Below are 13,165 nucleotides of genomic sequence, written 5' to 3'. Positions count from 1 at the left end.
CTTTCGAAGATTGTTTTTCTTTAACTATTCTTCTGCCTTATTCTTTAGTGCCATCAATAGATCGTACGCTCCTTTTTCGACAAACGATTTTCCTTGAAGATCTACAGAAGAACTAACTTCTGTGAAATTGTTATATTGTGTTCCTATTTTTACGGGGATCAGTTTAAATTGCCCTTTTTCTAATTTTTCCCAAAGGTATTCTTCATTTTCAAAAGAAACGACACAGGAACTAGGTAGAACTTGAGTTGGCTGTTTTTGAATGCTAATCATTCCGTTGATGAATAGGCCAGAAATAAGCTCCGAATCCAAACCTTTTATGCTTGCTAAAATATCAGTAGATCCGTCCTCAGATACTTGTGGATTTATCGTAATTACTTTTGCTTCATATTGTTTATTCGGTGAAGCATTGGTGCTTATTCTTATTTGTTGTCCTATCTGAATATGAGTAAGATCACTTTCAAATACTTTAAAATTTGCTAATAAACCATTTGGATCTAGCAATTCAAATAATTTATCTGTTGAAGAAACATATTGACCTTTATTTACTAGGACTTCACGAACTCGTCCATTGAAAGGAGCCACGATATTAATTTGACTTTTTATTTGCTCGACTTGTAAGATATTGGGATTGATACCGATTAGTTTTATTTTTTCTGCTAAGGACTTATTGGATATATTTAGTTTTTTATATTCTAAAGCTGCTGCTTCAAAAATTTTATCACTGGCAACTTTGGTCTTATTTAATTCCAATTGTCTTTGATAGTTAAGTTTGGCAGTCTGTAACAAGGCTACATTACTTAAATAATCCTCTTGCAACTGTATAAATTGAGGATCTTCTAATGTTGCTAATATTTGACCTTTTTTAAATGACATACCAGGCATAGCTTGGATGTTTTTTATATGACCACCATATAAGCTGGAGATGCTATGGAGAAAATTGGGTGATACGATCATTTTTCCATTTAGTTTTATAGTCTTATCCATTATCTGCTCTGATATTGAAGAGAGGGAAATGGATAAGTTCTGTTCTTGATCTGGTGTTAGCTTTACTATTTCTGTACTAATATTTTCTACTGGTTTTGGGATTTTATTTTCTTCTTTCGCTTCTCCATTTGAACAGGAGAATGAAATTAACCCAATTGATACAAGTATAAGGCTCGTTGTAATATAATTTTTAATTTTCATTATTTTGCTTAATTAATAGATAGATAATCCAATTCGATAGTGCTTTCGTTCAACTTTTCTATCGCATTTAAGTATTGACTTTTAATTCCTAAAGATTGATTTATGAGGATTACCCAATCTAAATAGTTGATTTCTCCAGCATTATATTGTTGCATCGCTGTATTCAATAATGCTGTCGCTTTATTCAATTGATTTTGTTCAAAACGTTGCACTACTTCTTGTCTGCTGGCAAATTGTTGTTGCCATTGTTTTTTCTTATTGCTATTCTCTTTTAGTTTTAGCTCAAAATTTCCTTGAGCTACGATCTCTTGTACTTTAGCAGCTTTTACTAAGTTTCTCTGACCTTTTGTGAATATAGGTAGCCCAATGCCTAACTGAACGACGTTAAATCGGTTGCCACTTATTTCTTTCATGGACTGGTTGTACCAGCCTGCATTGAGGGTTGGGAGTAATTTACTAGACTCTAATTTTGTTTCAGCCTGCTTCGTTTCTATTTGTTGTGCTAAAACTTGTAATTCAGGATGCTGCTCCAGCGTCGATTGTTGATCTTGTTGCAGTTGAAATTTAATAGATTCTTTCTGAGGGAGAACAGGGTCTTTTGTTTGTAAAATAAACTGAAATTGTAAAATTACTCGTTCTAATTCCATCTTTAATTCTTTACGTTGCAAAGTGATCTGCTCTCGTTGCAGATCTGCAACAGTGGTCTCCATAATATTGGCATCACCTAATTGAAATTTTAAATTTGCTTTATCTACAAAGCTCACATATAAACTATCTGAATAGGCCAAGATGGCATCTTTTTCTTGTAAGAGTAATATGGCATAGTAAAGTTCTTTAACAGATTTATTCACCAAGGCTTGGTCCAAAGTTGATAACTTCTTGTTGTTTATAGGATGCATCTAACACGTGTTTTTTACGGCTATAGACAGTAGGGAAGTCAAATCGCTGTATAAGTCCAACTTTATTGTCCATTTTTGAACTTTGAAGCTGTCCCCACTCGGTCGAAATCTCTATTTGCGGGATATCTAAAGCAGTATTTTTCATTTTAGAGCGATAATCAAGCTCTAATTCCTGTTGTCTTATTTCCAAATTATTGCTCGTTGCCATTTTAATAGCATCCTCCAGGTTGATGCTATTTTGTGAATTAGCGTATCCGTATGGCAATAGCAGGAATAGGATGATGGTATATTTCCGTTTCATTTTTGGAATTTTTACGCGGTCGATAAGTACATATAAAATTGGTAAAACAAAGAGTGTTAAGGCTGTTGCTAATAATAAACCTCCAATCACTACTGTTGCTAATGGTCGCTGAACTTCAGCTCCAGCTCCGCTGCTAAGTGCCATTGGCAGAAAACCCAGCGATGCTACAAAAGCCGTCATGAGTACTGGTCTTAGTCTAACACGTGAACCCATCATCACGATACGGGTGTTGTTTTGTATTCCATGTTGTTTCAGACGGTTAAACTCGGCAATCAATACGATTCCGTTCAAAACAGCCACACCAAAGAGAGCAATAAATCCTACTCCCGCACTGATACTAAACGGCATTCCACGTAGTACTAAGAAATAAATACCGCCAATGGCAGATAGTGGTATCGCTGTGTAGATCAATAAACTTTGTTTAAATGATCGAAATGCAAAGTATAATAAAAGGAAGATCAAGAGTAAAGAAACCGGAACTGCTACCCCTAGTTTGGCTTTAGCTTTATTTAGATTTTCAAATGTTCCACCATATGCAATGGTATAACCAGTCTCCATTTTCATTTCCTGCCCGACCTTTGTCTGAAGTTCTTCCACTATTGTCTGTACATCTCTTCCTCTGATATTGAATCCCACGATAATTCGTCGCTTCGTGTCTTCTCTTTGTATCTGATTTGGGCTACTTTTGAGTTCGACATTTGCTAATTGATGTAACGGGATTTGTTGATCCGTTCCTGTTGGAATCAATAAATTTCGAATATCTTCTAAATTTTGTCGTTTATCATCCCTAAGTTTTACCACCATATCAAAACGTTTCTCTCCTTCGTAGATCAAACCAGCTTGCTGACCTGCAAATGAGGCATTTAAAATACGGTTGGCAGTTTCGATTTGAATTCCATATCGAGCAAATGCATCGCGGTCATACGCGACAACAACCTGAGGAGCACCAACTACAGGTTCAATATATAGATCTTGCGCACCTTCGACTTTATTTATAATAGCTCCAAGTGCATTCGCGTAACGAGCCAGTGAATCTAAGTCTTCTCCAAATATTTTACAAACGACATCCTGTCTTGCTCCAGTCATCAATTCGTTAAAGCGCATCTGTACAGGAAATTGAAATCCAGTTGTTAAGCCAGGTATTTGTTTTAATTCGGCACTCATTTTCGCGGACAATTCGGGAAATGATGTAGCAGATGTCCACAACTTTTTGGGCTTTAAAACAATGATCATATCGCCAGCATCCATCGGCATAGGTTCTGTAGGGATCTCAGCACTACCAATTTTTGTTACTATTTTTTCTATTTCAGGAAATTTAGTTTTAAGAATATGGGCTGCTTTTGTTGTTACTTCTACGGTTTTATCGATACTGCTTCCTTGAAGAATACGCATTTCTACTGCAAAATCTCCTTCTTCCAAAGAAGGGACAAATTCTCCTCCCATGCGTGTTAGCATAAAGACCGCCGAGGTGAATAATAATAATACAACCGCAATGATAAGCTTATTCCATTTTAACGCTTTAATGAGCAATTTTTGATGGCCTAACTCTAGTTTTTCCATTACTCTATCCGAGAAGTTTTTCGATGTCGGCTTCTTCTTGCTGATCACCAGTGAAGTCATCATAGGGATATAAGTTAACGATAGAATAAAAGCTCCAACCAAAGCAAATGCTACTGTTTGTGCCATTGGTTTAAACATTTTACCTTCTATACCTTCCAGTGAAAATATGGGGAGATAAACTATTAAAATGATTATCTGACCAAAAACAGCGCTATTTACCATTTTAGACGAAGAGCTTGTAACTTGAAGGTCCATTTCATTTTGGCGTAACATAGAACCTGGCAAACGTTTATTGTGTATTAATTGATGCAGCACTGCTTCCACAATAATAACAGCACCATCTACAATAAGGCCAAAATCTAGCGCTCCCAAGCTCATCAAGTTTCCGCCAACACCAAATAGATTCATCATGATGATGGCAAATAGCATGGAAAGGGGAATTACAGATGCCACTAATAATCCAGCTCGTATATTGCCTAGAAATATCACTAAAATAAAGACGACTATTAATGCCCCTTCAACCAGATTAGTTTTAACTGTACTGATGGTATTGGTAACCATTTTGGCTCGATCCAAGAAAGGCTCTATTTCAATTCCTTCAGGCAGTGATTTTTCAATTTCAGATAGTCTTGTTTTAATATTTTTAACGACTTCATTAGCATTTTCACCTTTAAGCATTAAGATAATTGCTCCAGACACTTCTCCTTGATCGTTGAAGGTCATTGCACCATAACGTATCGCATGACCGATACGAATTGTAGCAACATCTTTTAATAAGATGGGAGTATTGTCTTTTGTTTTTGAAACCGCAATTCTTTCAATATCCTTTTCGTCTTCAATGAGACCTTCGCTACGTATAAATAGAACGGTTTCTTTTTTCTCAATGTATGCTCCACCCGTATTTTGATTATTCTTATCCAAGGCATCAAAAACATCCTGAATAGAAAGTTTTAAGGATTTTAAGCGACTAGGATCTAAAGCAATTTCATATTGTTTCAGTTTACCTCCAAAACTACTGACTTCGGCAACGCCTTTGGTTCCCAATAATTGTCTGCGAATAGTCCAGTCTTGTATAGTACGCAATTCAGTAGCGGTATATTTGTTCTCGTAACCTGGTTTTGGTTTGATTACATATTGAAATATTTCTCCTAATCCAGTTGAGATAGGACCTAATTCAGGTGTTCCAATACCATCCGGAATCATTTCCTTGACAGAGCTCAGTCGTTCAGAAACCTGTTGTCTAGCCCAGTATACATCGGTATCATCGTTAAAAACGATCGTTACCAGTGAAAGCCCAAACCTAGAGAAACTTCTTATTTCTGTTATTCCGCTGATATTACTGGTTGATTGTTCGATTGGGAAAGTTACCAGTCGTTCGATATCAGCAGCACCATACGAAGGGGCAACAGTAATGACTTGTACTTGATTGTTTGTTATATCTGGTTGAGCATCGATAGGTAGCTTACGCAGTTCAAAGATACCCAAAACCAGTAGCCCTAATGTAAACAGGGCAATGATGAGTTTATTCCGTACGGAAAACTCAATGATTTTATTTAGCATGATAAATTGTTAAAAGATTTGGTATATAGAAAATTACCGTTCAACAGTTGTGAACAGCAAAACATAATATATTAATCAATTAACAAAAACGGGGAGGCTGGAATATTTCTGATAGGTAGTTGGAGCAGAGATGCGGTGCAAATCTGCGAATAGGAGTGATGGTATACTCCGATGAAAAAAGAACATTTTCAGAGGCAATTAAGTCAGGAATGACAGAAGCTGCAAACATAATATCTGAAGATTGCATAAAAGGCAATTTCATATCTGTTTCCCAGTCTTCATCTTTTCATGACCACCATAATGATGCACAATGAAATCAACAAAATTACCTTTATAAGAAGCAAAATGTTCGACGAGAATAGGCAATTTAATGACCTCCACGAGTTGCGTAGTTGTAAACATGTAGATCATCAGAAAAATTATACCTATGCTTTTTTTCATTTATGCTTCAAAAGTAACTAGAATACTTATTCTTAAAAGAAGATTATTATATAAATCAGCTTATACATGCCCTTCGTTTCAAAGTTCGTATTGATTTATATGTTTTTACTTATTAAAGTATTAATAATTCCATATGGTTAATGAGACTATGTAATTCGATTAAAAAATAAAAATTGCAGTTTAATCTTGCTTTATTTGTTTAGCATCAGCTTTTCAATTGTAGCACCATCTTCTTTTCCTTCAAAGTAGGTTTTAAAGCCAAACTTTTCGAGCAATTTCCTTGAAGCAATATTTTGTGGGTGAATGATAGCAATTATATCGTTTTTTTTATCGATTGTCGACGCTAATGATAACAAATATTTACAAATTTTAGTTCCAAGACCTTTTTGCCAATGCTCTTTTCGTACTAAATAACCGATTTCAAAAATATGCGAATCTTTTTTGTAAAAGACCAATTTACAATCTCCAATTATTTGACCACTAGATGAGTCTATTACTTGAAAATAGCCAAGAGAATGATGCTGTTGGCCTAAATCTAATATAAATGCAAATCTTTTCCGTGCATCTGTTTCAGAGAGACCCTTTCCGGTAATGTATTGCATCACGTCATCTTCTTTAACAAGATTATAATAATCCGGAAAGTCTGCTGCAGTATATTTTTTAAAAGTTAATTGGGTGATCATATGATGTGAAAATATCAATAAATAGGAATGCTATTAAATATGAAGTTATTTGTTTTTAATGCTTTTCCACTACTTTAACCAATCAGCATAGCTTAGTACACCTTGCTCAGGTTGCCCTTTTCCATCCAGCATACTGATAAATTCCAAACTATTGCCATCAGGATCATCAAAATAGATTGCAAGAGCTGGCATCCATGCAAAACCATAGGTTTTATCGAATCGTCTTTCAAGAAATTGTAAGGTTTTAGATCATTTTTTTCTAACCAAGATACTGCATTGTCACGGACAAACTCGACATCGCATTGAAATGCGAAGTGTCTTTTTTGTATCGGTGCACCTTTTCCCATAGACCTAACATCGCTTTTTTTCGGCAGTCAGCATAAGAATGCAATTCGACGAGGTTGGTCAATGTAGGCTAATTCCAAATTCATTTTTTTAGAATAAAATGTGATTGCATTTTCCAAATTACTCACTTCAATATGAGTTTCAAATAATCCTTTAATCATAATTTTCTTTTTTATTATAAATAAATATCTATCTATGACAGCTATTATCGTACTATTCTAATGTTGGCTTTTCTTTATAAGTAGTGTTTCTAAGAGTTCTGTCCAATAGATAGGCAATACCCGCACCGGCGAAATAACCGAATAGATCTGACCAGAGAAAACCTTGTCCAAAAACAAGACGAAGAACTGGGTTGTTTCTGACATAAATAAAGAAGGGAGTTTGTATTAATTGCATGCATTCGATGGAAAAACAGAAAACAAGAGCTAGTATAAATGAAATTAAGAATGGACGAGCAAAAAACAGAAAACGACAGAACCAATATACCATTATGGCGTATAGTATGTCGCCTGTTATTGCAGGAACAAAATCAATTCTTCGAGAAATCAGACCAAGTATTATCGTGATGGCTACTAAACCAACGTAGGTTATTCTTTTATTTTTACTGTTTGTTATCATGTATTAGCAACATTTCAAAATTCCTTAAAACACTTTTAAAATATATTCTTTTAAAGCTGATGTTTTATCAATAGCGCTTTAGCGAAAATAACTAAATATTTCGGGAAGCTGGTGGTAATTTATGCCAAGTGATTATTAATGCATGTCGAATATAGTCTAATATTTATTTTTCATTACCTAATTTAGCGGATAGTAATTCAACTCGACATGGATGATTTTTTGAAACAGATAAATGCCTATTATTCACTATCTGAAGAAACAGCAGATGCTCTGAAGGCAATCTGCAAAATACACTCTTTTAAAAAGAATGATTTAATTTTAAGAGCGGGAGATATGGCACGTTATTATTATTATGTTCGTAAAGGATTGCTGGGTTACTATACTATTAATGAGAGTGGTAATACAATTTTCAAACTTTTCTTTGAAGAGAATAGCTTTGTTGCGTCCACAGCAGCAATCATTGAAAATAAGCCAAGTTTATTTAACATCATCGCCTTAGAAGATTGTGAAGTAATCATGTACCCAGCACTTTTATTTCGTGAATTGTTGGTCAGATATCATGATCTTGCGTTGTTTCATATTCATTATTTAGAGAAAAACTGGGTTGTAAAGAAAGAACCTTTGGAAATCGATTTAAAATGGGATACAGCTAAAATACGCTACATTAAGCTTTATGAAAATCAGAAATTGTTTAAAAGACTTAAGCAACATCATATTGCCTCGTATCTGGGTATTACGCCAACACAACTCAGTCGAATACGAAAAGAATTAAATTTTTAATGCCTCAACATATGTAAACGTTTTTCATCTTTTGAAACTTGACTTTTGTCTTGAATTAAAACAATAAGAAGATGAAATTGCAATGATGTGCTTTATTTTTACATTAATACTCCCTGTTTTGGGCAACGCATAGTCCATGAACATGTTTATAGTGCGAAAATGAATAAGAAAATTCCAGTGGTGATTATCACACCTGATATAATAGCGGGAAAAAGCTATAAATCTGTTTATATTTTGCACGGTTATAGTGGCAATTCCGAAAGAACTCATCAGCAAGATATTCCAGATCTTGTCGCAAAGTCGGAAATTTACCAAACTATTTATATTTTACCTGATGCTCATTTTAACAGCTGGTATGTCGATAGTCCCATTGACACAGGATCACAATATCAAACTTTTATAGGAGAAGAATTAATAAGCTTTGTAGACGCTCATTATCCAGTCCTTGCTCATAGAGAAAGTAGAGGGATTCTCGGTTGGAGTATGGGTGGTTATGGCGCTATAAATATTGGTGTTACTTATTCAAAATCATTCTCATTAGTAGGCAGTTCATGTGGAGCATTGGATTTTACTCGATTTGGAGAAGCTTATCATGAATACCAAGTTGATCAAGTATTAGGTCAATACGAACAGTTAGATCGAGCATTTCTGACATCTAGTAAGATCGCAAAAATGCAAACTGCAGATCAGTTTTATATTTTGGACTGTGGTATTCAGGACAAGCAGATGATCGGTATGAATCGTGACTTTCATGATCAGCTGATAAAGGCAAATGTGGATCATATTTACCAGGAATCAAATGGTCGTCACGATACCGCTTATTGGTGCAGATCGCTTTCCAATCAATTGGCTTTATTTAATAACTACTTTTACTATGAAAAACTTTAAAGCAGTTATTTATGTACTTGCAGGTGCCATTAGCTACGGATTATTGGCGACTATCGTTAAATATGCGAATGGTTTGGGTATAGGGACAAGTGCCTTACATTTTGGCAGTTTTTTATTGGATTTATATTTCTATTATTCCTCGACCTGATCTGGAAAAAAGAAGAGAGGAGAAGAAGGTTATTGTATCTTTCAGATCAAAGTCAAGATTGGTGCTTTGGGGAACATCACTTGGACTTACAACCACGTTATACTACCTTTCGATTCAGTATGTTCCTGTTTCGGTAGGAATTATTCTTCTCATGCAGTCCATCTGGATTAGCCTCATTGTGGAGATTATCGTTCATAAAAAACGACCAACTACAGCTAAAATAATCGGTGTGATCATTGTTTTAATTGGTACAGTGCTTGCAACAAATATTTTTGATACTGAATTCAATCTCAGTTTAAAAGGACTTTTATTGGGGTTAGGAGCAGGAGCTTCGTATACCTTATCGCTCTTTGCATCAAGTTCTGTTGCTTTAGATGTACCCAGTCATATACGCAGTAAGTATCTTGTCTTTGGTGGATTAATCTTAGTTGTTTTGTTCTGGAATATTCATATTGTCGAACAAATGAGCTTCGTGAGTTTATATTGGGGAATTGTGATTGCGATCTTTGGAACTATTCTATCACCACTTCTTTTCACCAAAGGTATTCCGCAAGTTGGAATTTCGCTAGGTAATATTTTTGCCAGCTTGGAGATTCCTGTATCGATATTATCGGCAGTAATCATATTAAATGAGTCGGTTCAGACAATACAGTGGGGTGGAATTATATTGATTCTGTTTGCTATTGTAACAATTAATAAACAAGAAAAGCCCCGATAGAGGCTTTTCTTGTTATATCACAAGATTCAAAATAAAATCTATTGTAATATTATAAAACGGTAAGACGTTTAGAACGAATATTGTTTCGTTAAGTTCGCACCATCTCCTGTAAGTGTAGGATTTTCAGTAACTTTAACCTTACCATCTACTTCTATTTTATAGTCTACAGATAAAGGTGCGCCATAATTGATTATTTGTACACCGCCTGAAAATGCTCGAATCGGTTCTGTCGTTTCAATAACGTATGTTTTAGTAGCACCAGTGAAATCAGTATCGCCTAATCCAATAGCCGATTCACCTGTTTTCACGACACCATTAACTTTCCAGACATCTGTTTTTCCGCCTGGATTTCCTCCTGCCACAGCAATCGAAACAAAATCCTGGTCAGCATTTACATTGTTAAGGGTTACTGTGATTTTATAGTGACTTCCCTTTTGTTCTGGTATTGTATTATCATCATCTTTACTACAGCCTATCGTCAACATGCTAAATGTCAGCGCTGACAAAATCCCTAAAAGTGCTATTTTTACATTTACTTTTTTCATAATTACTAATTTTATTTATTTTGTGATAGCAAATTTCCATAGATTGGGTTATTTGAACAATCATCTTAAACCATGATTTAATTTCTAATGGTTTACCATGATTTTTTTGCAAATAAAAGATCAACTCTTTTTATGCAGATATTTGTCATTTAATTACTAAACCCATGTTAAAGCGATATTTTTTATCAATCATATTTTCGATTTTTATTTTTGCATATTATGCGAAAGCACAACAGCTTATCCCGTTGGATGAAGAGGCTTATGTAAGGCAAATTAATGATCAGATCAATCGTGGTAATAGCGATAGTACACGCCTCTACAATTATTTACTGCTTTCAGAATATTGGGCGCCAACAGACGCTTTAAAAAGCAAGCAGGCATTGGATGCAGTATTACACGCTAAGAATAAAAATATTTTAAGCTCCGGACTTTTAAATTATTACCAGGCAGTGTATGAAACAAGTCAAGGTGATAAAACTAAGGCTAAACAATTGTACAATGATGCGATATCTATACTTGAAAAAGAATCAAAGAATAAAGGTACCTTGATCAAATCTTGGTATAACTACGCATACATGCAAATGGAGGACAAAGGTTATGATTTTTTGGTCAAGACTTTGACTGAGAAATGTATACCCTTGAGTGAAAAAAGTGGAAATACAGAACTTTTAGCTTATTGCTATACCCAATTAGGCTTAACTTTTATGTCTGTTGGACAGCTTAATACTGCTGAAGAATATCAAAAAAAGGCATTGGAGCAACTCCTTAGTATACCTGAACAAAATACAGCTCATCTTATTACTTATCTCAATCTTGTTAGTAATTATTGTTATAAACCTGACAGCAAAACTGCAAAAATCTATCTGGACAAGGCAACAGCACTTATTAAAAAATATCCCAATACACAGCATGCGGCTAATTATTATTATCAGGTAGCCATGTATCATACAACAAAACTGGAATTTACTCCAGCTTTGGAAAATCTAAGTAAGGGTATTGCATTGGCAAAAATAAAAAAGCAAGGAAAGATGTTGCAGATGTTAAAATTTAGGATGTATAATGTTTATCTGATGCAAAAAGATTATACGAAAGCTAAAGCCTTAATGGAGGGGATTTTAGATGAGGATATCTTGACAAAAGAAGGTATCAATCGTAAGATAATAATAACCCAATTGGCTACGGTTAATGAATTAATGGGCGACTATAAACAAGCTTATCAATGGTTAAAAAAGTCAAGCGCATTAAGCGATAGCCTGCAACAAAAAAAATTACTGGAGAAAATGAACGCGTTGGAAATCTCACATCAAACTTCAGTAAAGCAACAAACCATAAATCGTTTAGAACAGGAAAAAAAGGAAAATGAACTCTTAGCTAGAAATAAGAATCTGCGTACTATATTATTGGGCATTGCGCTTGGTTTGAGTTTGGTTATTGCATTCTTAGCCTATCTCAATTATTCGAAACAGAGGAAATTGAATGAACAAATCAGCTTGAGTCATCAGCAACAGTTGTTACGTATTGAGAACAAAAGGAAATATGATGCAACACACGCTCTTTTACAAGGAGAAGAGCAGGAACGTCAGCGTATTGCCCAGGATCTACATGATAGTATGGGAGGAATGCTGGCCAACATCAGAATGTCCATTTCAAAGGATGGGATAGGAAATATTAATGAAACAAATGATATCGTCCAAAAGCTAGATAGGTCTATTTCGGAAATGCGTCGTATTTCTAGAAATTTGATGCCTGAGACCTTAAAAAATCTAGGTCTTGAAACTGCATTATCAGAGCTTTGTGAATCCATGAGTTATAAAAAATTACGCATTCAATTCGAAGCTTTTGATTTATCAGAAAATATTCCTTTTGAAACTCAGCTTGCTCTTTATCGCATTACCCAAGAAGTATAAGCAATGTCATCAAGTATGCACAGGCAAATAATGTAATTGTTCAGATCAGTCAGAATGACAATCTTTTGAATCTTACCATTGAAGACGATGGCGTTGGATTTGATAAAAATCAAATTACAAAAGGATTAGGATTAAAGAACATTGAAAACCGTGTACAATTGATTAATGGAACGGTAGATATTACTTCTGCAAAAGGGGAAGGGACTACAATAAATGTCGAATGTTATGTCTAGTAAAAATACGTTAAATCTGGCAATAGTTGATGATCACCCGATGATTGTGGAGGGACTAAGATCTTTACTTCAAAATGAACATAAATTTCAAGTGTTTTCATTTACAAAAGGTGCCGCTATATTGGATTTTATTCAGGAAAATACAGTCGATATTGTATTATTGGATATTATTTTAAGTGATGGTAATGGATTGGATTTTTGTAAAAATATTAAACAAAAATCACCACATTCCATTGTACTTGGTATAAGCAATCAGGCTGAGCGCAGTATTATTTTCCGGTTTTTAGAAAATGGTGGTAATGGTTATATCTTAAAAAATGCTGATTCAGAAGAAATCGTTGCGTGCATCGAAAA

At 34.7% G+C, this 13,165-nt stretch carries 16 protein-coding genes; 8 read left to right on the top strand and 8 right to left on the bottom strand.

Translation table 11 applies throughout. From position 1 onward, the window contains the following. Positions 1–24 precede the first annotated feature (24 nt). The 7 genes from L950_RS08060 to L950_RS37180 form a co-directional block, all read right to left on the bottom strand. Positions 25–1,185, bottom strand: a complete 1,161-nt coding sequence (locus L950_RS08060; RefSeq protein WP_021189116.1) for an efflux RND transporter periplasmic adaptor subunit — start codon at positions 1,183–1,185, stop codon at positions 25–27. Positions 1,186–1,193: 8 nt separating this feature from the next. Next, positions 1,194–2,051 (bottom strand): TolC family protein, encoded by an 858-nt coding sequence (locus L950_RS32425; protein WP_231576983.1) that lies wholly within the window; start codon positions 2,049–2,051, stop codon positions 1,194–1,196. Beyond that, on the bottom strand, positions 2,029–5,505 hold the full coding sequence (locus tag L950_RS08055; protein ID WP_231576982.1) for an efflux RND transporter permease subunit: 3,477 nt from the start codon (positions 5,503–5,505) through the stop codon (positions 2,029–2,031). Before L950_RS08055 ends, L950_RS32425 begins: the two co-directional genes overlap by 23 nt. A gap of 258 nt (positions 5,506–5,763) precedes the next feature. Continuing rightward, positions 5,764–5,946 (bottom strand): hypothetical protein, encoded by a 183-nt coding sequence (locus tag L950_RS08050; protein ID WP_021189115.1) that lies wholly within the window; start codon positions 5,944–5,946, stop codon positions 5,764–5,766. A 191-nt stretch (positions 5,947–6,137) separates the two neighbouring features. Then, positions 6,138–6,629: a GNAT family N-acetyltransferase gene (locus tag L950_RS08045; protein ID WP_021189114.1), complete on the bottom strand. Its 492-nt coding sequence runs from the start codon at positions 6,627–6,629 to the stop codon at positions 6,138–6,140. A gap of 69 nt (positions 6,630–6,698) precedes the next feature. Then, entirely contained in the window at positions 6,699–6,821 is a 123-nt protein-coding gene (locus L950_RS35150) for a hypothetical protein (RefSeq protein WP_262507022.1), read from the bottom strand. Between the two features lie 366 nt (positions 6,822–7,187). Then, entirely contained in the window at positions 7,188–7,463 is a 276-nt protein-coding gene (locus tag L950_RS37180; RefSeq protein WP_410528108.1) for a DUF2809 domain-containing protein, read from the bottom strand. Here L950_RS37180 and L950_RS32420 point away from each other — a divergent pair. From L950_RS32420 to L950_RS08020, 5 genes are all read left to right on the top strand, one after another. Then, positions 7,378–7,560 (top strand): hypothetical protein, encoded by a 183-nt coding sequence (locus tag L950_RS32420; RefSeq protein ID WP_231576981.1) that lies wholly within the window; start codon positions 7,378–7,380, stop codon positions 7,558–7,560. The two genes, L950_RS37180 and L950_RS32420, sit on opposite strands and share 86 nt — an antisense overlap. A gap of 239 nt (positions 7,561–7,799) precedes the next feature. Next, positions 7,800–8,372, top strand: coding sequence for a Crp/Fnr family transcriptional regulator (locus L950_RS08030; protein WP_021189111.1), 573 nt, complete (start codon positions 7,800–7,802; stop codon positions 8,370–8,372). Between the two features lie 159 nt (positions 8,373–8,531). Beyond that, positions 8,532–9,260, top strand: a complete 729-nt coding sequence (locus L950_RS08025) for an alpha/beta hydrolase (RefSeq protein ID WP_021189110.1) — start codon at positions 8,532–8,534, stop codon at positions 9,258–9,260. Beyond that, the gene (locus L950_RS28520; protein ID WP_021189109.1) at positions 9,247–9,408 is read left to right on the top strand and encodes a hypothetical protein; all 162 of its coding nucleotides are present in this window, start codon (positions 9,247–9,249) and stop codon (positions 9,406–9,408) included. Before L950_RS08025 ends, L950_RS28520 begins: the two co-directional genes overlap by 14 nt. Then, positions 9,362–10,126 carry a DMT family transporter gene (locus L950_RS08020; protein ID WP_197086308.1) on the top strand — a complete coding sequence of 255 codons (765 nt, stop codon included), beginning with the start codon at positions 9,362–9,364 and terminating at the stop codon, positions 10,124–10,126. Before L950_RS28520 ends, L950_RS08020 begins: the two co-directional genes overlap by 47 nt. A 68-nt stretch (positions 10,127–10,194) precedes the next feature. On the opposite strand, the gene L950_RS08015 is transcribed toward L950_RS08020, so the two are convergent. Beyond that, positions 10,195–10,671, bottom strand: a complete 477-nt coding sequence (locus L950_RS08015) for a hypothetical protein (RefSeq protein ID WP_021189107.1) — start codon at positions 10,669–10,671, stop codon at positions 10,195–10,197. A gap of 164 nt (positions 10,672–10,835) precedes the next feature. On the opposite strand from L950_RS08015, the gene L950_RS08010 reads away from it, so the two are divergent. The 3 genes from L950_RS08010 to L950_RS08005 form a co-directional block, all read left to right on the top strand. Further along, positions 10,836–12,578, top strand: coding sequence for a histidine kinase (locus L950_RS08010; RefSeq protein WP_197086307.1), 1,743 nt, complete (start codon positions 10,836–10,838; stop codon positions 12,576–12,578). After that, complete coding sequence (locus tag L950_RS29695; RefSeq protein WP_197086313.1) at positions 12,575–12,811, top strand: sensor histidine kinase; 237 nt, start codon at positions 12,575–12,577, stop codon at positions 12,809–12,811. The genes L950_RS08010 and L950_RS29695 overlap by 4 nt, the downstream gene beginning before the upstream one ends. Then, positions 12,804–13,165 (top strand): response regulator transcription factor (locus L950_RS08005; protein ID WP_021189106.1); only part of this gene is annotated, 362 nt, incomplete at its 3' end. The genes L950_RS29695 and L950_RS08005, both read left to right, overlap by 8 nt.

It is taken from the genome of Sphingobacterium sp. IITKGP-BTPF85 (assembly GCF_001006065.1).
Lineage (GTDB): Bacteria > Bacteroidota > Bacteroidia > Sphingobacteriales > Sphingobacteriaceae > Sphingobacterium > Sphingobacterium anhuiense.
This window is presented reverse-complemented; position numbering and strand designations above follow the sequence as displayed.